This window comes from Pseudomonas sp. AF03-9 (assembly GCF_020515815.1).
Classification (GTDB): Bacteria; Pseudomonadota; Gammaproteobacteria; order Pseudomonadales; family Pseudomonadaceae; genus Aquipseudomonas.
On the sequence record NZ_JAHPJF010000022.1, the window covers coordinates 1 to 25470 of the forward strand.

General features: G+C 63.2%; 25 protein-coding genes and 1 pseudogene. 15 read left to right on the top strand and 11 right to left on the bottom strand.

Going from position 1 to position 25470, the window contains the following annotated elements; all coding sequences use genetic code 11:
- A pseudogene (araG, locus tag LIY36_RS23575) lies at positions 1–241 on the top strand (L-arabinose ABC transporter ATP-binding protein AraG); the annotation flags it as partial.
- A 9-nt stretch (positions 242–250) separates the two neighbouring features.
- Positions 251–1219, top strand: coding sequence for an L-arabinose ABC transporter permease AraH (gene araH, locus LIY36_RS23580; protein ID WP_192300908.1), 969 nt, complete (start codon positions 251–253; stop codon positions 1217–1219).
- Between the two features lie 116 nt (positions 1220–1335).
- Here araH and LIY36_RS23585 read toward each other — a convergent pair whose 3' ends face one another.
- Positions 1336–2484, bottom strand: coding sequence for an aldose epimerase family protein (locus LIY36_RS23585; protein WP_192300909.1), 1149 nt, complete (start codon positions 2482–2484; stop codon positions 1336–1338).
- A gap of 137 nt (positions 2485–2621) precedes the next feature.
- Here LIY36_RS23585 and LIY36_RS23590 point away from each other — a divergent pair, with 137 nt between their 5' ends.
- A complete protein-coding gene (locus LIY36_RS23590) occupies positions 2622–3389 on the top strand; it encodes an SDR family NAD(P)-dependent oxidoreductase (protein ID WP_226457363.1) in 768 nt (255 codons plus the stop codon).
- A gap of 152 nt (positions 3390–3541) precedes the next feature.
- On the opposite strand, the gene LIY36_RS23595 is transcribed toward LIY36_RS23590, so the two are convergent.
- The gene (locus LIY36_RS23595; RefSeq protein WP_226457364.1) at positions 3542–4138 is read right to left on the bottom strand and encodes a glutathione S-transferase family protein; all 597 of its coding nucleotides are present in this window, start codon (positions 4136–4138) and stop codon (positions 3542–3544) included.
- Positions 4139–4270: 132 nt separating this feature from the next.
- Between LIY36_RS23595 and yghU the strand changes: the two genes are divergently transcribed.
- Positions 4271–5104, top strand: a complete 834-nt coding sequence (gene yghU / locus LIY36_RS23600; RefSeq protein WP_192300912.1) for a glutathione-dependent disulfide-bond oxidoreductase — start codon at positions 4271–4273, stop codon at positions 5102–5104.
- Positions 5105–5261: 157 nt separating this feature from the next.
- Here the strand turns inward: yghU and LIY36_RS23605 are convergent, their stop codons facing one another.
- Genes LIY36_RS23605 through LIY36_RS23615 form a run of 3 tightly spaced genes read right to left on the bottom strand, consistent with a single transcriptional unit; the run spans position 5262 to position 7988 of the window.
- Positions 5262–6188 (bottom strand): sugar ABC transporter substrate-binding protein, encoded by a 927-nt coding sequence (locus LIY36_RS23605; protein WP_192300913.1) that lies wholly within the window; start codon positions 6186–6188, stop codon positions 5262–5264.
- Positions 6189–6207: 19 nt separating this feature from the next.
- Entirely contained in the window at positions 6208–6987 is a 780-nt protein-coding gene (locus LIY36_RS23610; RefSeq protein WP_192300914.1) for a TIM barrel protein, read from the bottom strand.
- Entirely contained in the window at positions 6984–7988 is a 1005-nt protein-coding gene (locus tag LIY36_RS23615) for a Gfo/Idh/MocA family oxidoreductase (protein WP_226457365.1), read from the bottom strand. The genes LIY36_RS23610 and LIY36_RS23615 overlap by 4 nt, the downstream gene beginning before the upstream one ends.
- Positions 7989–8174: 186 nt before the next feature.
- Between LIY36_RS23615 and LIY36_RS23620 the strand changes: the two genes are divergently transcribed.
- Positions 8175–10136, top strand: a complete 1962-nt coding sequence (locus LIY36_RS23620) for a sigma-54 interaction domain-containing protein (RefSeq protein ID WP_226457366.1) — start codon at positions 8175–8177, stop codon at positions 10134–10136.
- A gap of 24 nt (positions 10137–10160) precedes the next feature.
- Here the strand turns inward: LIY36_RS23620 and LIY36_RS23625 are convergent, their stop codons facing one another.
- Positions 10161–11210 carry a LacI family DNA-binding transcriptional regulator gene (locus tag LIY36_RS23625; protein ID WP_226457367.1) on the bottom strand — a complete coding sequence of 350 codons (1050 nt, stop codon included), beginning with the start codon at positions 11208–11210 and terminating at the stop codon, positions 10161–10163.
- Positions 11211–11371: 161 nt separating this feature from the next.
- On the opposite strand from LIY36_RS23625, the gene LIY36_RS23630 reads away from it, so the two are divergent.
- The 5 genes from LIY36_RS23630 (at position 11372) to LIY36_RS23650 (ending at position 15936) form a co-directional block, all read left to right on the top strand.
- Positions 11372–12505 (top strand): fatty acid desaturase family protein, encoded by a 1134-nt coding sequence (locus tag LIY36_RS23630; RefSeq protein ID WP_226457368.1) that lies wholly within the window; start codon positions 11372–11374, stop codon positions 12503–12505.
- Positions 12506–12580: 75 nt separating this feature from the next.
- Complete coding sequence (locus tag LIY36_RS23635; RefSeq protein WP_017735293.1) at positions 12581–12901, top strand: MocE family 2Fe-2S type ferredoxin; 321 nt, start codon at positions 12581–12583, stop codon at positions 12899–12901.
- 2 nt (positions 12902–12903) lie between these two features.
- Entirely contained in the window at positions 12904–14103 is a 1200-nt protein-coding gene (locus tag LIY36_RS23640) for an NAD(P)/FAD-dependent oxidoreductase (protein WP_226457369.1), read from the top strand.
- A gap of 1 nt (position 14104) precedes the next feature.
- Positions 14105–14923 carry a sugar phosphate isomerase/epimerase family protein gene (locus tag LIY36_RS23645; RefSeq protein WP_226457370.1) on the top strand — a complete coding sequence of 273 codons (819 nt, stop codon included), beginning with the start codon at positions 14105–14107 and terminating at the stop codon, positions 14921–14923.
- Positions 14924–14973: 50 nt separating this feature from the next.
- The gene (locus LIY36_RS23650; protein WP_226457371.1) at positions 14974–15936 is read left to right on the top strand and encodes a Dyp-type peroxidase; all 963 of its coding nucleotides are present in this window, start codon (positions 14974–14976) and stop codon (positions 15934–15936) included.
- A gap of 150 nt (positions 15937–16086) precedes the next feature.
- Here LIY36_RS23650 and LIY36_RS23655 read toward each other — a convergent pair whose 3' ends face one another.
- Positions 16087–16959, bottom strand: a complete 873-nt coding sequence (locus LIY36_RS23655) for an undecaprenyl-diphosphate phosphatase (protein ID WP_226457372.1) — start codon at positions 16957–16959, stop codon at positions 16087–16089.
- Positions 16960–17137: 178 nt separating this feature from the next.
- On the opposite strand from LIY36_RS23655, the gene LIY36_RS23660 reads away from it, so the two are divergent.
- Positions 17138–17644 (top strand): GNAT family N-acetyltransferase, encoded by a 507-nt coding sequence (locus LIY36_RS23660; RefSeq protein WP_192300922.1) that lies wholly within the window; start codon positions 17138–17140, stop codon positions 17642–17644.
- Here the strand turns inward: LIY36_RS23660 and LIY36_RS23665 are convergent.
- Positions 17622–18566: a GlxA family transcriptional regulator gene (locus tag LIY36_RS23665; protein ID WP_226457373.1), complete on the bottom strand. Its 945-nt coding sequence runs from the start codon at positions 18564–18566 to the stop codon at positions 17622–17624. The genes LIY36_RS23660 and LIY36_RS23665 overlap by 23 nt on opposite strands.
- Positions 18567–18723: 157 nt before the next feature.
- Between LIY36_RS23665 and LIY36_RS23670 the strand changes: the two genes are divergently transcribed.
- Complete coding sequence (locus LIY36_RS23670) at positions 18724–19401, top strand: type 1 glutamine amidotransferase domain-containing protein (protein WP_226457374.1); 678 nt, start codon at positions 18724–18726, stop codon at positions 19399–19401.
- Positions 19402–19480: 79 nt separating this feature from the next.
- Complete coding sequence (locus tag LIY36_RS23675) at positions 19481–20602, top strand: alkene reductase (protein WP_226457375.1); 1122 nt, start codon at positions 19481–19483, stop codon at positions 20600–20602.
- A 183-nt stretch (positions 20603–20785) separates the two neighbouring features.
- Here LIY36_RS23675 and LIY36_RS23680 read toward each other — a convergent pair whose 3' ends face one another.
- Positions 20786–21772: an NAD(P)H-quinone oxidoreductase gene (locus tag LIY36_RS23680; protein WP_226457376.1), complete on the bottom strand. Its 987-nt coding sequence runs from the start codon at positions 21770–21772 to the stop codon at positions 20786–20788.
- Positions 21769–23001, bottom strand: a complete 1233-nt coding sequence (locus LIY36_RS23685; protein WP_226457377.1) for a YbfB/YjiJ family MFS transporter — start codon at positions 22999–23001, stop codon at positions 21769–21771. The genes LIY36_RS23680 and LIY36_RS23685 overlap by 4 nt, the downstream gene beginning before the upstream one ends.
- Before the next feature lie 112 nt (positions 23002–23113).
- On the opposite strand from LIY36_RS23685, the gene LIY36_RS23690 reads away from it, so the two are divergent.
- Both LIY36_RS23690 and LIY36_RS23695 read left to right on the top strand, forming a co-directional pair.
- Complete coding sequence (locus tag LIY36_RS23690; protein ID WP_192300928.1) at positions 23114–23989, top strand: LysR family transcriptional regulator; 876 nt, start codon at positions 23114–23116, stop codon at positions 23987–23989.
- Between the two features lie 83 nt (positions 23990–24072).
- Positions 24073–24468: a DoxX family protein gene (locus tag LIY36_RS23695; RefSeq protein ID WP_226457378.1), complete on the top strand. Its 396-nt coding sequence runs from the start codon at positions 24073–24075 to the stop codon at positions 24466–24468.
- Positions 24469–24527: 59 nt separating this feature from the next.
- On the opposite strand, the gene LIY36_RS23700 is transcribed toward LIY36_RS23695, so the two are convergent.
- Positions 24528–25346: an alpha/beta fold hydrolase gene (locus LIY36_RS23700; RefSeq protein WP_192300930.1), complete on the bottom strand. Its 819-nt coding sequence runs from the start codon at positions 25344–25346 to the stop codon at positions 24528–24530.
- Between the last annotated feature and the right edge of the window lie 124 nt (positions 25347–25470).

Consider the following 25470-nt stretch of genomic DNA (forward strand, 5'->3'; position numbering starts at 1 on the left):
TGACGAACCCACCCGCGGCATCGATATCGGCGCCAAGGCCGAGATCTACCAGATCATCCATAACCTCGCAGCCCAGGGCATTGCGGTGATCGTGGTGTCCAGCGACCTGATGGAAGTGATGGGCATCAGCGACCGCATCCTGGTGCTGTGCGAAGGCGCGCTGCGCGGCGAACAAACCCGCGCGCACGCCACTGAATCCAACCTGCTGCAACTGGCCCTGCCGCGCAGCCTGGCGAACTGAGAGAGAACCATGACCACTCAACACAACGCGCTGCCCACGGCACGCAAACCCCTGGATGTGCGCGCACTGCTCGACAACTGGGCGATGCTGCTGGCGGCGGTGAGCATCTTTTTACTGTGCGCCTTGCTTATCGACAACTTCCTTTCACCGCTGAACATGCGCGGCCTGGGCCTGGCGATTTCCACCGTGGGCATCGCCGCCTGCACCATGCTGTTCTGCCTGGCGTCCGGGCACTTCGACCTGTCGGTGGGCTCGGTAATTGCCTGTGCCGGGGTGGTCGCGGCCATCGTGATGCGCGATACCGACAGCGTGTTGCTCGGCATCGGCGCGGCATTGCTGATGGGCCTGGTTGTCGGGCTGATCAACGGCATCGTCATCGCCAAGTTGCGGGTCAACGCGCTGATCACCACCTTGGCGACCATGCAGATCGTGCGCGGCCTGGCCTACATCTTTGCCAATGGCAAGGCGGTGGGCGTGTCCCAGGAACAGTTCTTCGTGTTCGGCAACGGCCAGTTGCTGGGCGTGCCAGTGCCGATCCTGATCACCATCCTGTGTTTCCTGTTCTTCGGCTGGCTGCTCAACTACACCACCTACGGGCGCAACACCATGGCCATTGGCGGCAACCCGGAGGCCGCGCTGCTGGCCGGGGTGAACGTGGATCGCACCAAGATCCTGATCTTCGCCGTGCACGGCCTGATCGGCGCGCTGGCCGGGGTGATCCTGGCGTCACGCATGACCTCTGGCCAGCCGATGATTGGCCAGGGCTTCGAGCTGACCGTGATCTCGGCCTGCGTGCTGGGCGGGGTGTCGTTGAGTGGTGGGGTGGGCATGATCCGTCACGTGATTGCCGGGGTGTTGATCCTGGCGATCATCGAGAATGCGATGAACCTGAAGAACATCGACACGTTCTACCAGTACGTCATCCGTGGCTCGATCCTGTTGCTGGCAGTCGTCATCGACCGCATGAAACAACGCTGACTCCAAGCCATGTGAGGAACCAAATGTGGGAGCGGGCTTGCTCGCGAATGCGGTGTATCAGATTCAAATGTGTTGACTGACACACCGCATTCGCGAGCAAGCCCGTTCCCACAGTTTTAGTCCGCGGTGAATCTGAAAATGGTGTTCTGGGTGTAGGTCTGGCCTGGGTTCAGGCGGGTGGATGCAAAGTTCGGCTGGTTGGGCGCATCCGGAAAATGCTGGGTCTCCAACGTAAACCCACTCCAATGCAGATACGTCTTGCCGGCTTTACCCTTCACCGAACCATCGAGGAAGTTGCTGGTATAAAACTGCACCCCAGGCTCCGTGGTAAACAGCTGCAAGCGCCGTCCCGACTCAGGATCACGCACTTCGGCCGCCAGTTTTTTCACGTCGCCCTTGCTATCCAGCGCCCAGTTGAAATCAAACCCACCGCTCTTGGGCTCGGCAAACTTGAGCTGCGGGTGATCGTCCTTGATGTGTTGCCCAATCGGCGTCGGCGTGAGGAAGTCCATCGGCGTGCCCTTGACGGGCGCCAGTTCGCCGGTCGGGATCAGGGTGGCATTCACCGGCGTGTAATGGCTGGCGTGCAGGGTGGCGACCTGCTTGAGAATGTCGCCATTACCCGCGCCGGCCAGGTTGAAGTAGCTGTGGTTGGTCAGGTTGAGCACCGTGGGTTTGTCGGTGGTGGCCTTGTAGTCGATGTGCAGTTCGTTGTTGTCGTTGAGGCGGTAGGTGACTTCGGTCTTGAGGTTGCCGGGGAAGCCCATCTCGCCGTCCTTGGACAGGTAGGTGAGGGTCACGCCCACCGAGTCCTTGGCCTTGATTGGCGTGGCGGTCCACACATGTTTGTCAAAGCCCTGGGCGCCGCCGTGCAACGCGTTGGGGCCGTCGTTGAGCGGCACTTGGTAGCGCTTGCCGTCGAGTTCAAACGCGCCGCCGGCCAGGCGATTGCCGAAGCGCCCGATGGTCGCGCCGAAAAACGCCGTGCCGGCCTGGTAGCCCTGCACATCGTCGAAGCCGAGCACCACGTCTTCGACCTTGCCGTGTTTGTCCGGCACCTTGAGCGCCTGCAACACGCCGCCGTAGGTGATCACCGTGGCTTGCATGCCATGGCTGTTGCGCAGGATGTACTGTTCGACGGCGGTGCCGTCGTTGGTTTTACCGAAGGGTTTGTGCTCGCTGCTCAGGCCTGCCGCCTGGGTGCCGCCACTGGCGATCAGCATGGACATGGCCAGGCCCGAAAGCAGGTATCGAGGGTGCTTCATGGTCGAACTTCCTTTTGTTGTTTTGAGTGGAATAGTTCTACTAATGTGCGATATTTTGTCTGTTGGACAGCGAATTTATAGCCTTTAAACAGGTTTTTGCAAAATAAAATAAGACTAATTAGACGAGGCAGCATTTTATGACCACCACACACGCCGTTTACCCCGACCTTGAAGGCAAGACCGTGCTGATTTCCGGCGGCGCCTCGGGCATTGGTGAATTCATGGTGCGCGCGTTTGCCGCCCAGGGTGCCAAGGTCGGCTTTGTGGACCGCGCCCAAAGCCAGGGCGAACGCCTGGCGGCGTTGTTGAGCTCACGGGGGCATACGGTGGAATTCGTGCAGTGCGACATCACTGACGAGATCGCCTATAAGGCCGCCATCGCGCGTTTCGAACACTCCCTGGGGCCGATCACCGTGCTGGTGAACAATGCCGCCAATGACGTGCGTCACACCCTGGAAGAGGTCGACTCGGACACCTTCGACCGGCTCATCTCGGTGAACCTCAAGCACGCTTTCTTCGCCGCCAAGGCCGTAGTGCCGATGATGAAAGGCGCGGGCGGCGGGGCGATCATCAACCTCGGTTCGGTCGGCTGGATGATGGCCTCGGCCGGCTACCCCGTGTACGCCGCCAGCAAGGCTGCCGCCCACGGCATGACCCGTGCGTTGGCGCGAGAGCTGGGGCCGAGCCAGATCCGCGTGAACACCTTGGTGCCGGGTTGGGTGATGACCGAGAAACAACTGGCGATGTGGGTCGATGATGACGCCAAGGCACTGATCAGCCGCAGCCAATGCCTGCCGGGCAGCGTGCTGCCGGAACATATCGCCGACATGGCGTTGTTTCTGGCCTCGGATGCGTCGGCGATGTGTTCGGCGCAGAACTTTATCGTGGATGGTGGGTGGGTCTGATCTTCAATCTTCCAGTCAACAAAGCACTCATGTGGGAGCGGGCTTGCTCGCGAAGGCGGTGTACCAGTCGGTAAATCCAGTAACTGACACTCCCCCTTCGCGAGCAAGCCCGCTCCCACACAAACTCACTCCTACAGGTGGATAGGGGGTGTTTATTCGATGGGGTATTTCTTGAAGGCAGGGTGTTGCTCCAGTCGCTCTGCCAGGCGTTGCAGGTTGGGGAATGCCTGGGCATCGACCACCGACGCCACGGTGTACTGGCTGAACGACCACGCCACCGCAGCCGTAAGGCTGGCTTGGTTCAGCGCGTCACTGTCGGCCACGTGCTTGTCCAGCAACGAATACGCCGCGAGCAATTGCCCCGTGACCCGCTCCAGCCATGGCGCGTGCAACTTCTCCGCGGGGCGCAGGTTGTGTTCATAGACGATCTGCACGCTCTTCTCGCAGGCCGCCAGCGCCAGGCCCAGCACTTGCAAGTCATGGGCGCGTGCCTTTGGGGCCTGGGGCAGCAGCTTTTTGTCGGCCGGGGCCAGGTTTTCCAGGTAATCCAGGATCAGGCTGGAATCCATCAACACCGTGCCATCGTCCAGCACCAGGGTCGGGGCCTTGACCACCGGGTTGATCTGGGAGAATTCGTTGAAGGTGCTGAACACCGACAGCGATTGATGCTCGAATGCCACCCCATACAACTCCAGGGAAATGGCCACGCGGCGTACGTAGGGCGAGTCCAGCATGCCGATCAATTTCATGAAGCCTCCATTGCTCACAACGTCATTGGCCCAAGAGAGTAAGGGCAGGCGATAGGCCTGCGCAATATCTGACGTCAATGGGTAAGATGGCCTACGAATTCGTTGATCGTAAACGCCTATGGAGCAGTCAGCATGACCGACTACGTACCCCCGAAAGTATGGACCTGGGACACCGAAAACGGCGGCACCTTCGCCAGCATCAACCGGCCCATCGCCGGTGCTACCCATGAGAAACAACTGCCGGTGGGCAAACACCCGCTGCAGTTGTATTCCCTGGCCACGCCCAACGGGCAGAAGGTCACGATCCTGCTCGAAGAGCTGCTGGCCCTGGGGCACAGCGGTGCGGAATACGACGCCTGGCTGATCAAGATCGGTGACGGCGACCAGTTCGGCAGCGGGTTTGTCGGCCTCAACCCGAACTCCAAGATCCCGGCCTTGCAGGACCGCAGCGGCGCCACGCCGATTCGTGTGTTCGAGTCCGGCGCGATCCTGCAATACCTGGCCGAGAAGTTCGGTGCGTTCTTCCCCACTGAACCGGCGGCCCGGGCGGAGTGCCTGTCGTGGTTGTTCTGGCAGATGGGCAGCGCGCCGTACCTGGGCGGTGGGTTCGGGCATTTTTATGCGTATGCGCCGAGCAAGATGGAATACGCGATCAACCGCTTCGCCATGGAAACCAAGCGTCAACTCGACGTGCTGGACCAGCGCCTGGCAGTCAGCGAGTACATTGCCGGAGATGAATACACCATCGCCGATATTGCGATCTGGCCTTGGTACGGTGGTTTGGTCAAAGGCCGTTTGTACGGTGCGGCGGAGTTTTTGTCGGTGCATGAATACAAGCATGTGCAACGTTGGGCCGATGCGATTGATGCACGGCCGGCGGTGCAGCGTGGGCGTCGGGTGAACCGGGTTTCCGGTGAGCCCCATGAGCAACTGGCCGAGCGCCATGATGCCAGCGATCTTGATTAACGCAGTTGTAAAAGGTGGGCGCGGGCTTGTGTGTGGGAGCGGGCTTGCTCGCGAATGCGGTGTATCAGTCGACAAATCCGCTGACTGGCACGCCGTCTTCGCGAGCAAGTCGAATCGTCGCACCGCCGCTCCCACAGTTGGATCTGCACATATCAATCTATTGGTAGCGTTGCTCGTAGATCGCGACCTGCTCGGGCTTGATCAGCTCAAACGGCACCCACACCTCTGACTCAATCGCTTCACCCTTGATCATCCTGATCGCCGACTCCACGGCTTTGGCTGCCTGGGCTTTTGGGTCCTGGAACACTGACGCCGCCAACAACCCACGCTTCACCGCCGCCAAGCCATCCGGCAAGCCATCGATCCCCACAATCGCCACTTCGCCCTTGGCTTTCCCCGCCTGCTGCAACGCCATCCCGGCGCCGATCGCCATTTCGTCGTTGTTGGCGACAATCGCATCGAACTGCGTCCCCGCCAGCAGCCAGTTGCTGGTCAGGTCCATGCCCTTGTTGCGTTGCCATTCGGCGCTCTGCTGCTCCACCACCTTAATCCCGGGATAGTCCTTGAGCACCTGCCTGGCGCCTTCGGTGCGGTCGTGGGTCGCGTTCTGGGCGAGGTCGCCCATGATGATCGCCACATTGCCCTTGCCGCCCAGTTTCTCGGCGAGAAAGCGCATCTGCAACTGCCCGGCCTCGATGTCGTTGGAGGCCACGGTGACCACGCCCTTGGGCAGGCTGCGCTCATCCGGGTGGCGGTTGACGTACACCAGCGGCTTGTGGGCGGCCACGGCGGCGCGGGTCATGTTGGCGGTGGCGGAGGTGTCCACCGGCAGCACAATCACTGCGTCGACGTTCTGGTTCAGGAAGCCTTCGACCTGATTGAGCTGGCGCACCACATCACCCTGGGCGTCTTCGAACTGGATCTGCACGCCCTGTTGCCTGGCGGCCGTTTCCAGGCCGTTGCGCACGTAGGTCATGAAGTTGTCGTCGACCCGGGCAATGCTCACGCCGATGCGGTAATCGGCGAATGACCAGGGGCTGACCAGCAGCAACAGCGAGGCAACAATCAACGAGTAGCGGTTCATAGGGGGGTTCCTTTTATTGTTATAGGGTGAACGCTTGGCGGAATCGCTCCAAGGCCAGCTCGCTGTCGCCGCTGGCCCAGCCTTCGAGGCCGACCACGCCGCGGTAGCCCATGGCATGCAAGGCCCTGGCAATCGCAGGGTAGTGGATTTCACCAGTGCCGGGCTCCTTGCGCCCCGGTACGTCGGCGACCTGGATTTCGCCGATCGCGCTGCCGGCGCGCTGGATCAGCTCGATCAGGTTTCCTTCGCCGATCTGCGCGTGGTACAGGTCCAGGTTCAGCTTCAGGTGCGGGCTGCCCACCGCCTCGATCAGCGCCAGGGTGTCCTCGGCGCGGGCGAACGGCGTGCCGGGGTGGTCAACCGCGGTGTTGAGGTTTTCCAGCAGAAACACGCGGCCGGCGTCTTCGCCCAGGCGGGCGATTTTTTCCAGGGTCTTGCAGGCGCTCAACCACATGCGCCCGCTGGTGTGGCTGACCGGCTGCACGGGCAGGCCGCCGTCACCCAGGCCGGTGCCGTGCAGGTTGAGGCTCGGGCACTTCAAACGTTCGGCAACGCCAAGGGATTCGCGGGCGCTGTCGAGCAATCGGCGGATGCCGTCGGGGTCGGTGAGGGTGCCGCTGATGTAGCCGGTCATCGAGGTGAAGTCGGCGCCGGTGGCGGCCAGGGCGCTGATGTCCTTGTCGGTCCAGTTCCAGATCTCGGCACTGAAACCCAGTGCATGGATGCGCTTTACGCGCTCGATGAAGGGCAGTTCGAGAAACACCATCTCGGCACTGATCGCCAGTTTGAACGGGCTCATACCGCCACCGCCTGGCCTTGCTGGAACGACTCGATACACGCCCGCGCAATCGCCAGGGCGGCGCGGGCATCTTCACCGCTAGCCAGGGGTTTGGCGCCGCTGCGCAGGCAATCGGCGAAGTGATTGAGCTCGGCAATATAGGCGTCGCGCAGCAGGTCGGTGTCCAGGCGCTGGGTATCGGCCTGGATACCCTGGACCAGGTAACGCACCAGGTCGGACTCGTTGACGCCGCCCATGGTCAGCATGCCCGCGCTGCCGAACACTTCGCCGCGCACGTCGTAGCCATACACGGCCTGGAAGTTGGCTTCGGCGGTGGCAATCGCACCGTTGTCGAAGCGGATCGTGACCACGGCGGTGTCAAGAAAGCCTTTGCTCTTGTACTCAGGCGCGATCAAGGCGTCGGCCATCACGTGCACTTGCACGGCTTCGGCGCCAGGGTTGAGGTAGCGCAGGGTGTCGAAGTCATGGATCAAGGTTTCGAGGAAGATCACCCATTGCGGCGAGGCCGCTGGGTTGTTCAGCGCCGGGTCGCGGGTCAGCGAGCGCAGCAGCTGCGGGGTGCCGATACGGCCGGCGACGACATCGAGGTGGGCGGTGCGAAAACTCTTGGCGAAGCGCCGGTTGAAGCCAACCTGCAACGGCACACGGGCATCGGCCGCGGCGGCGATGGCGCGGTCGGCTTCATCGAGGGTGATGGCCATGGGTTTTTCGCAGAAGATTCCCTTGCCGGCGCGGGCGGCGCTGATCACCAGTTCGGCGTGGCTGCGGGCGGGGGCGGCGATGAGTACGCCGTCGATGTCCGGGTCGTCGAGCAGTTGTTGCGGGTCGGTGTAGACCTTGGCCACGCCCAGCTCGGCGGCGAGGCGGGCGGCTTGGCCCGGCGTCGGATCGGCAATCGCCACCAGGCTGGCGCCGGGGATGTGCCGTGCGGCGGTCAGGCCGTGGAAGCTGCCCATGCGGCCGGCACCGATCAAGCCCAGGCGGATGTTCTGTGTAGTCATGCAATTACCCCTTTTTTATTGTTGGCCTCAGGACGGTCCTGATCGGCAAGGAGGTAAGAGCAAAGCCTGTGCCAATTTATAACGTGTTGATAATTAACGATTAAATATTACAAATAAACAAAATGTGTTGATTTAAATGACATGCCTATACTGACATGTCGAAATTATGAACACGGACCCCTCCCCATGAGCATGACGTTCAGCGTGCAAGACCTCGATTACCTCACCGCCCTGGGGCCCGCCGCGCTGAACGATGGCCCCGTCGCGGCGCTGGAGCAGGCGTGGCGCGCTTGCCAGGGCGGCGAAGGCGAACGCCCGGCGGCGGTACGGCAGGTGATCTGGGATTCGTGGCGGCGCAGCGTCGCGGCGGGGATCGACCCGGCGGACGCCAGCTATCGTTTTGTCGGCGCCGACGCCCTGGCCGCCACATTGGCTGCCCACCGCGTGCTGATCACCGCCGCCGCGCAAGTCATGCACGGCCTGTTGGCCTACAACCCGCGTGGGCACATCAACCTCACCGACGCCGACGGCACCACTCTGTATTTCTGCGGGTTGGACATCACCCCGGTGGGCAGCCGCCTGCTGGAGTCGGTGCAAGGCACCAACTGCACCGGCCTGGCCCTGGCCGAGGATCGTCTGGTGTACGTGCTGGCCGAAGAAAATTTCGCCAGCGGCCTGCGCGAGCGGCGCATGCACTGCGCTGCCGCGCCGATCAAGAATGCCCAAGGCACGACCCTGGCCATGCTGACCCTCACCGCCGAGCCCGGCTGGTTTCACTTCCACACCCTGGGCACCGTGCAAGCGGCGGCCGAAGCCGTGTCGCGGCAGATGGCCCTGCAAGCGCTGCTGGAAGAACAGCAAACCGTCCTCGAAGTGCTCAACGAAGGCCTGGTGGTGCTGGATGAACGCGGCTGCATCAAGGCGCTCAACCGTTATGCCCGGCAATTGTTCGGGGTCGGCCTGGAGCTGATCGGCCGCCCGTTCCAGCACCTGGGCCGCAGTGAATTGAGCGACTCCCTGGGTGAGCCGGTGCGCGACCTCGACTGCACCTTCCACCTGCACGACCGCAGCCAGCTCGCCTGCCTGGTCTCGGTGTGCCCGCTGGAGCAGGGCGGGGTGATCGTGTCGCTGCGCGAGAACCGGCGTATCCGCGAAATCACCCGGCGCATCATCAGCACCCAGGCCCGCTACACCTTCGACACCATCCAGGGCAGCTCGCGGGCGATCCAGGACGCGCTGCACCTGGGGCGCATCGCCAGTCGCAGTGACGCCACCACCCTGATCCTCGGTGAAAGCGGCACCGGCAAGGAGCTGTTCGCCCAGGCGATCCACAACGCGAGCGAGCGCCACAACGGCCCGTTCGTAGCGGTCAACTGCGGCGCGATCCCTCGTGACCTGGTGCAAAGCGAACTGTTTGGGCATGTCGAAGGGGCATTCACCGGCGCGACGAGGGGCGGTTCGGCGGGCAAGTTCGAGTTGGCGGATGGCGGCACGATTTTTCTGGATGAGATTGGTGACATGTCCTTCGATGCCCAGGTCAGCCTGTTGCGGGTATTGCAGGAGGGCGAAGTCACCCGTGTTGGCGCGAAAAATTCGCGGCAGGTCGACGTGCGCATCATCGCCGCGACCCACCGCAACCTCAGCCAGGCGGTGGCCGAAGGCGCATTTCGCGAAGACCTTTACTACCGCCTCAACGTGTTGAACCTGACCGTGCCGCCGTTGCGCATGCGCCGCGAAGACATTCCCTTGCTGGCACGGCATTTCCTCGCGCGCTGTGCTCGCTCATTGCGTAAATCGGTGCAGGGGTTTGCGCCGGATGCGCTGGCGTTGCTCACGGCCTACAGCTGGCCGGGCAATGTGCGGGAGCTGGAAAACAGCATCGAGCGCGCGACCAACCTGGCCATGGGCGAGTTGATCCAGCCGATTGATTTGCCCCTGGACACCCGCCCGCGCACGCCCATGCGATTGCCCGAGCCGCCACCTGCCCAGCAACTGAGCAGCTTCGAGATGCACGCCATCGTCGCCGCGCTGCAGAGCACCGGCGGCAACATCCGCCTGGCGGCGCGGCAGCTCAATGTGTCGCGGGGCGGGCTGTACAACAAGATGAGCCGGTTCGGGCTCAATGCCGCGGATTTTCGCAATCATTGAGCCTCGCACCGATCAAACTGTGTGTCAGGTGCAGATGTTTTCCGAAGTGACAATCTGCGGCGGTATGTGCACTCGATGCCGCACCGGATCGAACGCCTCGGCGGTCTGCAACTCCACCATCAATTGCACCAGCGCCGTGGCCGTCAGCTTTGGTTGCGAGTCCATCGCCACATCGATCAACCCCTGCCTCAACGCCTGGCGCGACAGCTCGGTGGACTCCTGCAAGATGCAGCACAGCGCCGGGCGCTTGGGCAGTTGCGCAAGGGCGCTGATGATGCCGTCGCCACCGCCGCCCACCACGCACAGGCCGCGCAGGTCGGTGTGGCGGGTGATCAGGTCGAGGGTGGCCTCTTCGGTGATGTCGCAGTTGTCCAGGTTGATCAGCGGCTCCAACGGCTTGAGCCCCGGCGCGTGTTCGGCAAGGTAGCTGTGCAGGCCTTCGACGCGGGCCTGGTGGCCGAGGAAACGGTGGCCGCCGAGCAAGATCCCGACGCTGCCTTTGCGTGCGCCGCAGGTGCGCGCGAGCAACCAGCCCATGGTGCGGCCGACCACGTGGTTGTCCTGGCCCACGTAGGGCTCAAGGGCTTGTTCGTGGATGTCCGACAGCAGCGCCACCACCGGCACGCCGGCGGCGCGGATCTGCGCCAACGTGGCATTGATCAGTGGATGGGCGAAGCTGACCACGGCGAGGCCGTCGCACTGCACCGCGAGTTGTTCGATCTGCGCAGCGATCACGCTCGGTGTGCGCTCGACGATGTACTCGAACTGGCAGGTCAGGTTGGCCCCGGCGTGTTGCTGCGCCGCCTCGGCAATCGACTGCGCCAGGGTGGCGTAGAACGCCTGGGCGGTGGCCAGCAGCAGGATGCCGAAACGGTAGGTCGGCCGCCGTTCGCGAATGCGCTGGCCGATCAGCCGCGCGGCGAAATAGCCTACGGCTTCGGCCGCCTGGAACACCTGCTCGGCGGTATCGGGATTGACCGGCGCACGCGCATTCAAGACCCGGTCGACGGTGGCCACGCTGAGGCCCGCCTGGGCGGCCACGGTGGCAATGGTTGGGCGTTTATGGTTGTTCATGGCAAGCCCTTGATGCGTCTTGATAGAAAACTATCAAGCCCCGCTGGGCCTGGATGATAGCTTGATAGGGAATGGATTCAAGGCCTTGAGGGCGATTTAGCGCTTCTCTATCGTGGGTTTGGCAAGGCACCTGAACCCCACGCTTGCGGAGAACAATAACAATGCCTGAACACACCGCTCACACTGCCCGGCGCGACTACAGCCTCACTGGCCCCGAAGCCGCCCGCGCCGCTGAAAAAGGCCTGGTCTCGGCCAGTTGGTATCAATCACCGATTTCCCGTAAACGCATGAAAGAACTGATGCAACGCCGCGACGGCCCGGCCTTGCGCGACACCGCCCTGTGGTTCGTCGCGCTGTTCGCCAGCGGCTTTGGCGGCTACTGGTTCTGGGGCTCCTGGGCCTGCGTGCCGTTCTTCATGGTGTATGGCGTGCTCTACGGCACGGCGTCCAACCCGCGTTGGCACGAGACCGGCCACGGCACCGCGTTCAAGACCCGCTGGATGAACGACGTGCTCTACCAGGTCGCCAGCTTCATGTGCATCTTCGAGCCCCACGTGTGGCGCTGGAGCCATGCGCGGCACCACACCGACACCATCGTCGTCGGCCGCGACCCGGAGATCGTCGAGCCGCGCCCGCCGAGCTTTCTGATGATGTGCCTGAGCCTGTTCAACCTGCCCCTGGCCTGGAAAACCTTCAGCGGCGTGGCGCGTCACGCCGCCGGCAAGATGAGTGCCCAGGAGGCCGACTTCATTCCTGAGTCCGAGTGGCCCAAGGTATTCCGCGCCGCCCGTGTCTGGCTGGCGATCTACGCCGTGGTCATCGGCACCGCGCTGTACCTGCACAGCTGGTTGCCGCTGATGCTGATCGGTTTGCCGAGCATCTACGGTGCCTGGCTCGGCTACCTGTTCGGCCTGACCCAACACGTGGGCCTCGCCGAAGATGTCCTCGACCACCGCAGCAATTGCCGCACCATCTACATGAACCCTGTGCTGCGCTTTATCTACATGGACATGAACTACCACCTCGAACACCACATGTACCCGATGGTGCCGTACCACGCCCTCGAGCAACTGCACGCAGAGATCCGCGGTGACTGCCCGCCGCCGTACGCCAACCTCTTCGAGGCCTACAAGGAAATCTTGCCGACGATCTGGAAGCAACGCAGCGACCCCACCTACTTCATCCAACGCCCGATTCCCGGCGCGCCTGTTGTAGTGAGCGAGCTTGCTCGCGCTGGGCAGCGAAGCAGCGCCAATGACGCCCCCGCGTTTTTTCAGACAAATCCCGATAGCTGATCCTGGGGCCGCTTCGCAGCTCTGCGCGAGCAAGCGCGCTCACTACAACAAGCTCGTTCACCACGAGGAACTACCATGAACGATCAATGGATCGACGTCTGCGCCGTGGGCGAAATTGACGAAGAAGACGTGCTGCGCTTCGACCATGGCGCTCACACCTACGCGGTGTATCGCTCGGCCGAGAATGAATTTTTTGCCACGGCCGGCCTGTGCACCCACGAGAAAATCCACCTCGCCGACGGCCTGGTGATGGACCACGTGATCGAATGCCCCAAGCACAACGGACGCTTTGATTACCGTACCGGCAAAGCCATGGGCGCGCCGGTGTGCGTCAACCTCAAGACCTACCCGGTACGGGTCGAAGCGGGGCGGGTGTTGCTCGCCGTCACGGTGTGACGATGAACGCGCCCTTGATTATCGTCGGCGCCGGCCATGCCGGCGGCCGTGCGGCGCTGACCCTGCGCGAAGAAGGCTACACCGGACGCCTGATCCTGATCGGCGATGAACCGCACCTGCCCTACGAACGGCCGCCGCTGTCCAAGGGGTTGCTGCAAGGCTCCGTGGACCTGGCCGGCTACAGCCTGTGCGACCGCGAGCGGTTGGCCGCGTTGAACATCGAACATATCGCCGCCAACCCGGTGACTCATTTGCAGCCCGAGCAACAGCGCCTGCAACTCGCCGACGGCCAGTGGCTGGCCTACGCCGGCCTGTTGCTGGCCACCGGCGGCCGGGCGCGGCGTTTGCCCCAGGCACAGGCCAACGTGTTGTACCTGCGCACCCACGATGAAGCCTTGGCCTTGCGCAGCGCGCTGCGGCCCGGCACACGGCTGGTGGTGGTCGGTGGCGGGTTTATCGGCCTGGAAGTGGCGGCGACCGCCCGTGGCCTGGGCTGCGAGGTGACGCTGCTGGAAGCCGGGCCGCGCCTGGCGGGGCGGGTATTGCCGCCGGTGATCTCGGCGGCGCTGTTGGCGTTGCATCGCCAGCACGGGGTGGATGTGCGCTTGAACGTGGCACTGGAATCGATCCAGGCCGATGCCGTGCAGTTGGTCGATGGGCAGTTGTTGCCGTGCGACCTGGTGGTGGTGGGTATCGGCATGCAGCCGAACATCGAACTCGCGGCGGCGGCCGGGCTGGAAGTGGGGCAGGGCATTCGTGTCGATGCGCAGTTGCGCACCAGCGCGGCGCATATCTATGCGGCGGGCGATGTGTGTGAGTTCCGCCTCGACGGCCTGTACCAGCGCCAGGAAACCTGGCGCAATGCCGAAGCCCAGGGGCGGCATGCGGCGTTGAACCTGCTCGGGCGCCAGTTGCCTTTCGATGCGCTGCCCGGTTTCTGGTCCGACCAATACGATTGGGGCTTGCTCACCGTGGGCGTGATGACGCCGACTGTGGTCACTCGGCCATTGCCCGGCGGCGCACTGTTGCTGTTCTACCTGGACGCCGAGTCCCGCATGCAAGGCGCTTGCGGTTGGGCGCCCGGCAACGGCGCGGCCAAGGACATCAAGCTCTGCGAACGCCTGATCGGCGCGCGTATCGCGCTCGACACGGCCAGCCTGGCCGACTCCGAAGTATCCCTCAAACAGTTGCTGCGAGGCTGAGATGCGCCAATTTCTGGTATTCCAATCCCTGTGGGCGATGCAAACCGAGCCCGGCCCTCTGGAAGTGCAACTGGACCGCATCAAAGCTGCGGGTTTCGACGGCATCACCGACCACTACTGGAAGCCCGCCGATGTCGCCCGCCTGCACGCCGCCGCCGCGGCCAGGGGCTTGCAGATCGAGGGCCAACTGTTCCCGCAATCGGTGGATGACCTGGCCGCCGCACTGGATGTGATCAGCCGCTACGGCTGTCACCATCTCACTTTGCAGGCCGACGTGCGCCCGCGTACGCAGTCCGAGGCGGCACGCCTGGTCGAAGGCTGGCAGCGCCTGGCCGAGCAGGTGGACTTTCCGGTGCTGCTGGAAACCCACCGTTATCGGCTGACCAACGACCTGCACTTCACCCTCGATCTGCTCGCGCAAATGCCGGATTTGCAGCTGCTGGCCGACCTGTCCCACTACGTGGTCGGGCGCGAACTGCCGGAGCCGGGTGCCGTGGAAGACGATGAACAGATCCGCACGATCCTGCGCCATAGTTGGGGGTTTCATGGGCGTGTGGCGAGCAGTGAACAGGTGCAGGTTTCGCTGGACTTTCCCCAGCACCAAGCCTGGGTGCAGCGCTTCACCGAGTGGTGGCGCTACGGGATCGAAGACTGGCTGGCGCGGCCCGACACGCCGCACAGCCTGTCCTTCACCTGCGAGCTGGGCCCGCCGCCGTATGCCATCACCGGCGCAGACGGTCGCGAGATCAGTGATCGCTGGAGCGAGGCCTTGAAGCTGCAAGCGTTGATCCGCGAAGTGTGGCGCAACTGTCAGAAATGATCTGCTAATCTGCGCGGGTTTAATCTCGCCCTTTAGTCTGGACGTTCACCATGACCCCATCCTCTGTTTTGCCACCTCTGGAACCGCAGTCGGTGTGCCACCCGATCACCCGCAGCGCAATTTTCATGGTCGCTACCTTGACGCCCGGCAATGTCGATACGGTGCGCGCCTGGTGCGCCGACATCGCCGGGTTGGTGCGCTCGGTGGGCAAGCGCGTGCCGGACGGCAATCTCACCTGTGTCTGCGGGTTTGGCTCGGATGCCTGGGACCGGCTGTTCGGTGCGCCACGCCCGGCGGCGCTGCATCCGTTTCGCGAGTTTGGGGTGCAAGGGCGCATGGCCGTCGCGACGCCGGGGGATATCCTGCTGCATATCCGCGCCGAGCAGATGGACCTGTGTTTCGAACTGGCCACCCAGTTGATGGCGGCGCTGGGGGATAGCGTCAAGGTGGTGGACGAGGTCCAGGGTTTCCGCTACTTCGATATGCGCAGCATCATCGGCTTTGTCGACGGCACCGAGAACCCGGTGGGGCGCAAGGCCGAAGGCTTCACCCTTGTCGGTGATGAAGACAGCGAATTCCGCGGTGGCAGCTACGTGCTGGTGCAAAAGTACCTGCACAACATGAACGCCTGGAACGGCCTGACGGTGGAGGCCCAGGAGAAGGTGATCGGGCGCACCAAGCTGGCGGATATCGAGTTGGATGACCAGGCCAAGCCGAGCAACGCCCACAGTGCGCTGACGGTGATTACCGACGAGGACGGCAATGAGGTGAAGATCCTGCGCGACAACATGCCCTTTGGGCGGCCTGGGGCGGGGGAGTTCGGCACCTATTTCATCGGCTACGCGCGCTCGCCGCAGCCGCTGGAATTGATGCTGGAGAATATGTTTGTCGGGCGGCCGGTAGGCAACTATGACCGCTTGCTGGATTTCAGTACGGCGGTGACGGGTGGGTTGTTTTTTGTGCCGTCGGCTGACCTGCTGGAAGAGCTGGCCGAGCGCAGCGGCGGCCTCTAAAACCACTCAGTCCAACTGTGGGAGCGGGCTTTTGTGGGAGCGGGCTTGCTCGCGAAGACGGTGTGCCAGTCGCTGAATAGGTTGACTGATCCACCGCTTTCGCGAGCAAGCCCGCTCCCACATTGGATTGGATATGCTTTCGCAATGGAGTCAGCTCAGCAGGCCAGTGCTGACCGCCACAATCAGAAACACCCCCAACAACGCCCGGTAGATCACAAACGGCCAGGTCGAGAACCGCTCCAAAAACTTCATCAGCCCCCAGATCGCAAAAAACGCCGAGACGCTCGCCACCACCAGGCCAAACAACAGATGCGGCCAGGCATGCGCGGGCAAGTCGGCGCGCAGCAGTACCCACAGCTCCTTCAACCCGGCGAGGGCAATGGCCGGCAGGCCCAGCAGAAAGGAGAAACGCGCCGCTTCTTCACGCTTGAAGTTGAGGAACAGTGCGGCGGTGAGGGTGGAACCCGAGCGCGATACCCCCGGAATCAAAGCCCCAATCTGCGCAATGCCGACGATCAACGCATCGCGCAGGCGCATCTCGCCCATCTCCCGGGTGTGGCGTGCGCGTACTTCCGCGACGGCCAGCAGCACCGCCATGACCACGCAGGAAATGCCGATCACCATCAACCCACGCAACGGCGAGTTGCATGCGTTCAAGGTCGAAGACAGCGCCAACCCGGCAATCCCGATGGGAATCGTCGCCAGCACAATCGCCACGGCCAGCTTGAACCAGCGGTCGTTGTAGTCGCCCCGACGCACTGCGCCGATGCTGCCGGTGGTGACTTGGCGCACGTCGCGCCAGAAATAGCTGACCACCGCCGCCAGCGCCGCCAACTGCATTGCCGCCGAAAACGCCGAGCCTGGGTCCTGCCAGCCGAGCAGGGCGGGGACCACGCGCATGTGGGCGGTGGACGACACCGGCAGCAGCTCGGTAATGCCCTGGATCACGCCCAGGATGAAGATCTGCAAGTAGTCCAGGGAGGCAAAGCCCACATCCAGGCCGGCGGAACAGACGTTGGTCACGGTGCGTGTCCTTGAGAAAAGGGGGATTTGCGCGAAGTCTATTCTAAATGTTTCAGGAGTTTGGCCAGGCCAGGGTAAATCCGCAATCGGTTCAGCAAACAGAAAGGTTGGACAATGTATTGGCCTGCGCGAAGGTTTTGTGAACAATGGCGCCCTGCATTTTTTCACCGAGAGCCCCATGTCCGAAACCACCGTCGAACTGATCCAGACCGGCCCCGAAGCCGCCGAGCTGATCCGCAATCTCTACCAGTACTACGCCTATGAGTCGTCGGACTGGGAACAGGAAGATGTCGAAGGGGACGGCCGTTTCTACATCCATGACGAACACCTGGCGCGCTACTGGCAAGACCCGCAGTGGAGCGCCAACCTGTTGTTGGTGGATGGTTTTATCGCCGGCTTCCTGCTGATCGAAGGCAGCGAGTTGCCCGGCATTGATGCGCTGGAACTGGCTGACCTGTTTATCCTCAAGCGCTACCGGCGCAAAGGCATCGGGCGCGCTATCGCCACCCAGGTGCTGTGCAGTGGCGCATCCAACTGGCTGGTGCGTTTTTATGACCAGGACGAAGTGTCCCAGGCGTTCTGGCGCACGGTGCTGGATAACCTGCCGCGCCCGGTGCAACTGCTTGAACTGGATGACGAACCGCAGTTGGTGAACTACCTGATCACGCGGGTGGCGCTGCATTAAACGCTTGCTGCATTGCCTGCGGCGGCTGGCCGAAGGCGCGCAGGAAGGCCTGGCGCATGCGTTCGCGATCACCGAAGCCGGTTTCGCGGGCGACCACTTCCACCGGGTGGCGGCTGGTCTCCATCAGCGTCCGCGCGGCTTCCACCCGCAGCGATTCGATGGCTTTGGCCGGGGTCTGGCCGGTTTCTTCACGAAACACCCGGCTGAACTGGCGTGGGCTGAGCCGTGCGACATCGGCCAAGGCGTCCACCGACAGATCGTGGGTCAGGTTTTCGCGGGCATAGGCCAGGGCCAGTTGCACGCGGTCTGACTTGGGGTCCAGCTCCAGCAGGGCCGACAGCTGCGACTGTTCGCTGCCGCGCCGCTGGGCGATCACCAGTTTGCGGGCGATGCGCCGCGCGAGGTCGCTGCCCAGGTCGTTCTCGACCATGGCCAGGGCCATGTCCACGCCGGCGCTCATGCCGGCGCCGGTCCAGATCTGGCCGTCGATCACGAACAAGCGGTCTTCTTCCAATTGAATCTGCGGGTAGCGCTTGCGAAATGCCGGGGCGTGAATCCAATGGGTGGTGGTGCGCTTGCCTTCCAGCAGGCCGGCGTCGGCCAACACGAAAATGCCCATGCACAGCGATGCAACACGCCGCGATTGGACGGCAGCGGCCTTGACCAATTCCAGCAGGTTGGCCTCCGGCAGGCGGAACTCCATGTAGCCGCCGACGATCAGCGTGTCATAGCCTTCGGCGCGGATCGGCGTGGTGTTCACCGAGAACCCCTGGGAGGTCATCACCGCGCCGCCACGCTCCGACACCAGGTGAAACTCGTAGGCCGGCTCGCCACGCAGCAGGTTCGCGCACTCGAACACCGAGCCGACACTGAGGCTCAGGCACTCAAAATTCGGGTAAACCAGCAGCGCCACGCTGTGCATCGCATCTCTCCAAGGGCAGGGGAGGTGGAATTGTCCGCGCGCGGCGGGCAAACGGCAACCGCCACCGTGCATGTCCGAAAACCTTGCGGATATGACGTTGTGCCGTGCAACCCAGGCTCCTAAGCTTCAACCCACACTCATCCCGAGGCACTCGACAATGAAAGTATTGATGGTTTTGACCTCTCACGATCAGTTGGGAGACACCGGCCGCAAGACCGGCTTCTGGCTCGAAGAGTTTGCGGCACCCTATTACGCGTTCAAGGACGCCGGTGCCGAGGTGGTGCTGGCATCCCCGGCCGGCGGGCAACCACCGCTGGACCCGGTCAGCGACCTGCCGGACTTCCAGACCGAACAGACCCACCGCTTCGCCGCCGACCCGGCCGCGCAGCAGGCCTTGGCCAATACGTTGAAGCTGGATGCGGTCAACGCCGCCGATTTCGACACGGTGTTCTACCCAGGCGGCCACGGTCCGTTGTGGGACCTGGCGGAGTCGCCGGTGTCGATCGCGCTGATCGAGTCCTTCGAACGCGCCGGCAAGCCGATTGGTTTCGTCTGCCACGCACCGGGTGTGCTGCGTCACGTCAAGGCAGTCAACGGTGAGCCGCTGATCAAGGGGCGTCGCGTCACCGGCTTCTCCAACTCGGAAGAAGCCGCGGTGGAATTGACCGATGTGGTGCCGTTCCTGGTGGAAGACGAATTCAAGAAACTCGGCGGCAAGTACGAGAAGGGCGCCGACTGGCAATCCTTTGTGATCGTCGATGGTTTGCTGGTCACCGGGCAGAACCCGGGCAGCTCCAGCGATGTGGCCAAGGCGCTGCTGAAACTCACCGCGTAAGTTCATTCATTACCTTTTGATTGGCGGCTCCCGAGGAGTCGCCAAGGCTTTTGCTCGTCCAGGATTTGGAAAACCGCACATGACAGACAATATTCTCAACACCCCACTGCAACTGGGTCGGCACACACTGGGCAACCGCATTGTGCTGCCGCCGTTGACCCGCCAGCGCAGCGCCCAACCCGGTGACATCGCCACCGCCTTGATGGCCGAGTATTACCGCCAGCGTGCGTCGGCCGGCTTCATGGTCAGCGAGGGCACGCAGATCGAGCCACGTGGCCAGGGGTATGCGTGGACGCCGGGGATCTACAACGCGGCGCAGGTCGATGGCTGGCGCACCGTCACCGACGCCGTGCATGCTGACGGCGGGGTGATCTTTGCTCAGCTGTGGCATGTGGGGCGCGTCTCCCATCACGCGTTGCAGCCAGGCGGCGCAGCTCCGGTGGCGCCGTCGGCGATCCAGCCGAAACAGGTCAAGGCGTTCATCGAAACCGCGCCGGGCGCTGGTGAACTGGTGCAACCGCCAGTGCCGCGTGCGTTGGATACGCAAGAGGTCAAGGACCTGGTCGGCTTGTATGCCGAGGCCGCGCGCAACGCGATGGCGGCGGGGTTCGATGGGGTGGAGATTCATTCGGCCAATGGTTACCTGGTCAACCAGTTCATTTCGGCCCATTCCAATCAGCGCGATGACGAATACGGTGGTTCGCTGGATAACCGCCTGCGTTTCCTGCGCGAGATTGTCGCGGCGGTCAGCGATGCGGTCGGGGCGGATCGACTGGGCGTGCGTTTTTCGCCGTTGTTCAGTGGCACCGACCAGGACCGCGTGTACATCGGCCTGGTGGAAGAAGACCCACATCACACTTACATCGAAGCCGTCAAAATGCTCGAGGCGGCGGGCATCGCCTACGTTTCCATTGCCGAGGCGGATTGGGACGACGCACCTCAATTGCCGGAAAGCTTCCGGCGTGCGCTGCGTGACAGCTTCAGCGGCCGCATTATCTACGCCGGACGCTATACCGCCGAGCGTGGCGAGAAACTGGTGCAAGCGGGGCTGGCGGACCTGATCGCGTTTGGCCGCCCATTCATTGCCAACCCGGACCTGCCGCAACGCCTGTTCAATGGCTGGCCGCTGAACCCGCTGCGGGTCGAAGGCATGTACGGGGGTTCGGAGCAGGGCTATATCGATTACCCGACTTACCGTTAAAACGGCGGCCTTCAATACACAGCAAATCAAATGTGGGAGATCAAATGTGGGAGCGGGCTTGCTCGCGAAAGCGGTGGTTCAGTCAAAGTATTTGTGTCTGATACACCGTCTTCGCGAGCAAGCCCGCTCCCACACAAGCCCGCTCCCACACAAGCCTGCTTTTCACATTGGGTTTGTGCTGGTTCAGATCACCCGCAACACAATCTTGCCGATATGCTCCCCACCTTCCATCCGCGCATGGGCCTTGTCGGCGTCGGTGTACTTAAACACCTGATCGATCATCGGCAGGCAACGCCCGGCTGACAGCGCCGGCCACACGTGTTCGCGCAGTTGTGCGGCGATGGCGGCTTTTTCATCCGCAGTCCGCGTGCGCAGCAGTGAGCCGGTCACAATCGCGCGTTTGCCGAGGATGGTCAGCAAGTCCACGTCATTGGCCTTGGTGCCGCCGAGAAAGCCCAGCATCACCAGGCGGCCATCCATGCTCAAGGCCTTGAGATTGGTGTTGAGGTACGAGGCGCCCATGATGTCGAGGATCACATTCACGCCTTGGGCACCGATCACTTCGGCGAAGTCCTGCTCACGATAATTGATCGCCTCGGCGCCCAGGTCGCGGATGACCGCACATTTCTCGGCGCTGCCGGCGGTGGCAAATGCCTGGATGCCGAATTCGCGGCACAACATCAGCGCGGTGGTGCCGATGCCGCTGGTGCCGCCATGGATCAGCACGCGCTGACCCTTGTGCGCGCCACCGATGCCAAACAGGTTGGCCCACACGGTAAAGAAGGTTTCCGGGATCGCGGCGGCTTGAAGCCACGACAGGCCCTCGGGAATCGGCAACGCCTGGCCGGCAGGCACCGCGCAATATTGCGCATAGCCGCCGCCGTTGGTCAGGGCGCAAACCTTGTCGCCGAGGGCGAAGGCGCTGACCCCGTCGCCCAGTGCCACCACTTCACCCGCCACTTCCAGGCCGGGAATCAGGCTCATGCCGGGCTTCATCGGGTACTTGCCCGCGCGTTGCAAGGCGTCGGGGCGGTTGACCCCGGCGGCGTGCACGCGAATCAGGATTTCGCCGGCGCCCGGGGTGGGCACGGGGACCTGGCGTGGCTTGAGCACTTCGGGGCCGCCGGGAGTGGTGATTTCAATCAGGGTCATGTCGGTAGGCAGGGTCATTTTGCAAGTCCTGTAGCGGTAAGCGTATGGGTTGGGACCGTAGCGAACGGTCGGCGGTTCAGTTGCAACGTACCCAGTTCCAGCATCAGCGCGACCACGATCGCCCCGGCGGCAATCATGAACAACAACCCATGGTCGCCGCCGCTGCTGTTGAACAAGGCTGAATAGGCAAACCCGCTCAGCGCCTGGAATGTCGCGAACGACACCGTTGCACGGCTCCAGGCGAGCTGTTGCTGGTGATGGTCGGGCAGCAATTCATGCACCCGCGCCAAGGCCAGCGGCACGATGCCTGGTGGGAACGAGCCAAGGATCACCGCCAGCAGCGCCAGGGCGGTGAACGAGCTGGCGAAGGGCAATAGCCCGACGGCCAGCGCCTGCACCACCAGGACCAGGCGAATGCTGGCGCGGGCCCCGAGTTTGTCAGCCAGGTACCCATAGGTGACCGGCCCGATAATCGAGCCCAGCCCGTACATCACCCAGATCATCGCGCCGACCTGCGGGCCATCCCCCAGGCCACGGGCCACGTAGTCCACCAGGAACACCATGGCCGGCACCAGGCCCGCCGCCATAAAGGCGTATTGGGCAAACAACAGGTACACACCGGCGGGGGTGGGTAGCGGCGCGTGTGCCGGTGGTGCGGGTTCCTGCTGCGCGCCGTGGGGCCATGCCAACCAGCTTGCGGCGGTCAGCACCAATGCCAACAGGCCGAGGCCGAACCAGGTCTGCTGCAGGCCCAGGCGCAACAGCGGCGGCACGAGGGTGCCTGAACCGGCAATCCCCAGGCCGATCCCGAGGAAGATCGCACCGCTTGCCAAGCCCCGCCGCGCTGCCGGGACATGGGGCAGCACCGTCGCCGCCACCAGCACCATGATCGCGCCACCGGCCACCCCCGACAGCAGGCGCCAGCCGAAGAACCAGGCCACCGACAACGGAAAGCCGCAGGCAAAGAACGCCAGGGTCACCGCGACCATCATCAGGCGCAACGCGGTGGTGTTGGAGGTCCGTTGGGCGAGGGGCCGGCCGATCAGCGCACCGATCAAATAGCCCACCAGGTTGGCGGCGCCGAGGTACACCACATCGCTGGCGCTGAACCAGTGGGCCTGGATCAGGCTTGGGATCAGTGGCGTGTAGGCGAAACGTGCCAGGCCAATACTGACCAGGCTGGCACACAGGCCGGCGAAGATCGGCAGCCAGATCGAGCGACGAGCACAAGCGTGGAGGTCATGCATGGGGGCGGTCCTGGGTATTTTTCTCTGGCGCCCAGCATAGCCAGGATTATCGATGCAATAATGCTGCGATTAAGCTTCATACTGATGCATATATGCAGCACTGGAGAAACGCATGAATTGGGACGATGCACGGGTATTCCTCGCGGTTTGCCGCGAATCCACGCTGCGCGGGGCGGCGCGGGTGCTGGGGGTGGACCAGGCGACCGTTGGCCGGCGCGTCAATGCCCTGGAAAAATCCCTGGGCGCGACGCTGTTCCTGCGCACCTCCGAGGGCTACGCACTGACCGCCGTTGGCGAGGCGGCCTTGCTCTCGGTGGAAAAAATGGAACGCTCGGCCCTTGATCTGCAACGCCAGATCCAGGGCCTGGATGAACGCCTGACCGGCACTGTGCGGGTCAGCACCACCGACTCCCTGGCCATCGACTTCCTGATCCCGGCCATTGCCTGTTTGCACGACAAACACCCCGACGTACGCGTGCAATTGGACGCGTCCACCCAGATCCTCAGCCTGGCCAAGCGGGAAGCCGACATCGCGGTGCGCAACACGCGCCCGGACAACCCCGACCTGATCGCCCGGCGCATCGCCCGTTGGCCGGTGGGCTTGTTTGCCTCCCAAGGCTACGTCGAGCGTCACGGTGTGCCCGAGCCCGGCAGCCTGTTCGACGGCCACGATCTGGTGGTCTATCAACCCTATCTGCAACACCAGAAGGACCTGACGCTGGTGTCCGAGCCGCTGGGCCGTGGGCGCATTGTCGCCGCCTTGAGTTCCAGCCTGCTGGTGCGCCGGTCGATTGCCGCCGGCATCGGCATCGGTGAAATCCCGGTGGCCAGCGGTGAGCGCGACGGCCTGGTGCGCCTGTGGCCGCAGCGCACGCGACCGACGCCCTACGACGTATGGCTGGTGACCCACGCCGACCTGCGCCACACCGCACGGGTGCGGGTGGTGATCGATGAAATCGTCGCGGCGTTTGCCGGCACGGGGGAGTGAGGTCAGCACAGGCTTGCAAGCGTGCGCGCGCGCCTGTCGACAGAATCGACCGCGACAGAAGGTCAACTCACACCGGAGCGCATATGCACGAATCAAAGTATCAGGATCTGGGGCTGTTGTTCCTGCGGGCCAGCGGGGCGTTGTTTTTGCTGTGGGTGCATGGCCTGCCCAAGTTGCTCAACTACAGCGAGCAGTTGAAGCTGATCGAAGACCCGTTCCACCTCGGTGCGCCTATCACCCTGGCCTTGGCGATTTTTGCCGAGGTGCTGTGCCCGTTGTTGATCATTGCCGGGGTGCTGGTGCGGCTGGCGTGCCTGCCGATTCTTGCGGTGCTGTTGATCGCGTTGCTGGTGGTGCATCCCGAGTGGACGCTGTTCGAGGCGCAGTTTGGCTGGTTGTTGCTGATCATCTTCATCACGTTGCTGATCAGCGGGCCGGGGCGCCTGGCGTTGGGCCAACGCCAGGCAGTCAACACGTAGCGCATTGCCTGTGGCGAGGGAGCAAGCTTCCTCGCCACAGGTAGGCTGTTGACCCAGGTTCAGCGCTGGAGGAAGGCCAGCAGGTCTTCGTTCAACTGCTGGGCGTGGGTCGCGGCAAAGCCGTGGGGCGCGTCTTTGTAGACTTTCAGCTCGGCACCCTTGATCAGTTCGGCGGCCACTTTGCCGGTGGTTTCGAACGGCACGATCTGGTCGCCGTCACCGTGGATCACCAGGGTCGGTACGTCGATCTTGGCCATGTCCGGGCGGAAGTCGGTCTCGGAGAAGGCGGTGACGCAATCCACGGTCGACTTGAGCGACGCCATCAGCGCGATCTGCAAGGTCTGGGTCAGCACGCCGTTGGAGACTACCTGGCCCTTGTTGAGGCCATAGAACGGCGTGTTGAAATCACTGATGAATTGCGCACGGTCCTTGAGCAACTCGGCCTTGAACCCGGCAAATACATCAAGCGGCACGCCTTGGGGGTAATCCGCTTGCTGGCCGAAGATCGGCGTCACCGCGCCCAGCAGCACCAGGCCGGCCACACGGGCGCTGCCATGGCGGGCGATGTAGCGCGACACGTCGCCGCCGCCCATGGAGAAGCCGACCAGGGTCACGTCTGTGAGGTCCAGGTGTTCGATCAACTGCGCGATGTCGTCGGCAAAGGTGTCGTAGTCATTGCCGGTCCAGGGCTGGTCCGAGCGGCCAAAGCCACGGCGGTCGAAGGCGATGGTGCGGTAGCCGCGACTGCTCAGGTACTCCATCTGGTATTCCCACATGTCCGCATCCAGCGGCCAACCGTGGCTGAACAACACGGGCTGGCCGCTGCCCCAATCCTTGAAGTAGATCTGGGTGCCGTCTTTGGCAACGAATGTGCTCATGGAAAACTCCTGGGTGGGTGGGACGAGAACTGTAGTTCACTATTGCGTGAAACCGGACAAAGGGCTTGTACGGGTGTGCTCGGTTGAACGGTTCAGCGTCTATGCTGGTCCACTGACTTCCACT

Coding starts and splice junctions, on each gene's coding strand:
- araH (WP_192300908.1), top strand. CDS start 251: ATGACCACTCAACACAACGCGCTGCCCACGGCACGCAAACCCCTGGAT.
- LIY36_RS23585 (WP_192300909.1), bottom strand. CDS start 2,484: ATGAAGCACCCTCGATACCTGCTTTCGGGCCTGGCCATGTCCATGCTG.
- LIY36_RS23590 (WP_226457363.1), top strand. CDS start 2,622: ATGACCACCACACACGCCGTTTACCCCGACCTTGAAGGCAAGACCGTG.
- LIY36_RS23595 (WP_226457364.1), bottom strand. CDS start 4,138: ATGAAATTGATCGGCATGCTGGACTCGCCCTACGTACGCCGCGTGGCC.
- yghU (WP_192300912.1), top strand. CDS start 4,271: ATGACCGACTACGTACCCCCGAAAGTATGGACCTGGGACACCGAAAAC.
- LIY36_RS23605 (WP_192300913.1), bottom strand. CDS start 6,188: ATGAACCGCTACTCGTTGATTGTTGCCTCGCTGTTGCTGCTGGTCAGC.
- LIY36_RS23610 (WP_192300914.1), bottom strand. CDS start 6,987: ATGAGCCCGTTCAAACTGGCGATCAGTGCCGAGATGGTGTTTCTCGAA.
- LIY36_RS23615 (WP_226457365.1), bottom strand. CDS start 7,988: ATGACTACACAGAACATCCGCCTGGGCTTGATCGGTGCCGGCCGCATG.
- LIY36_RS23620 (WP_226457366.1), top strand. CDS start 8,175: ATGAGCATGACGTTCAGCGTGCAAGACCTCGATTACCTCACCGCCCTG.
- LIY36_RS23625 (WP_226457367.1), bottom strand. CDS start 11,210: ATGAACAACCATAAACGCCCAACCATTGCCACCGTGGCCGCCCAGGCG.
- LIY36_RS23630 (WP_226457368.1), top strand. CDS start 11,372: ATGCCTGAACACACCGCTCACACTGCCCGGCGCGACTACAGCCTCACT.
- LIY36_RS23635 (WP_017735293.1), top strand. CDS start 12,581: ATGAACGATCAATGGATCGACGTCTGCGCCGTGGGCGAAATTGACGAA.
- LIY36_RS23640 (WP_226457369.1), top strand. CDS start 12,904: ATGAACGCGCCCTTGATTATCGTCGGCGCCGGCCATGCCGGCGGCCGT.
- LIY36_RS23645 (WP_226457370.1), top strand. CDS start 14,105: ATGCGCCAATTTCTGGTATTCCAATCCCTGTGGGCGATGCAAACCGAG.
- LIY36_RS23650 (WP_226457371.1), top strand. CDS start 14,974: ATGACCCCATCCTCTGTTTTGCCACCTCTGGAACCGCAGTCGGTGTGC.
- LIY36_RS23660 (WP_192300922.1), top strand. CDS start 17,138: ATGTCCGAAACCACCGTCGAACTGATCCAGACCGGCCCCGAAGCCGCC.
- LIY36_RS23665 (WP_226457373.1), bottom strand. CDS start 18,566: ATGCACAGCGTGGCGCTGCTGGTTTACCCGAATTTTGAGTGCCTGAGC.
- LIY36_RS23670 (WP_226457374.1), top strand. CDS start 18,724: ATGAAAGTATTGATGGTTTTGACCTCTCACGATCAGTTGGGAGACACC.
- LIY36_RS23675 (WP_226457375.1), top strand. CDS start 19,481: ATGACAGACAATATTCTCAACACCCCACTGCAACTGGGTCGGCACACA.
- LIY36_RS23680 (WP_226457376.1), bottom strand. CDS start 21,772: ATGACCCTGCCTACCGACATGACCCTGATTGAAATCACCACTCCCGGC.
- LIY36_RS23685 (WP_226457377.1), bottom strand. CDS start 23,001: ATGCATGACCTCCACGCTTGTGCTCGTCGCTCGATCTGGCTGCCGATC.
- LIY36_RS23690 (WP_192300928.1), top strand. CDS start 23,114: ATGAATTGGGACGATGCACGGGTATTCCTCGCGGTTTGCCGCGAATCC.
- LIY36_RS23695 (WP_226457378.1), top strand. CDS start 24,073: ATGCACGAATCAAAGTATCAGGATCTGGGGCTGTTGTTCCTGCGGGCC.
- LIY36_RS23700 (WP_192300930.1), bottom strand. CDS start 25,346: ATGAGCACATTCGTTGCCAAAGACGGCACCCAGATCTACTTCAAGGAT.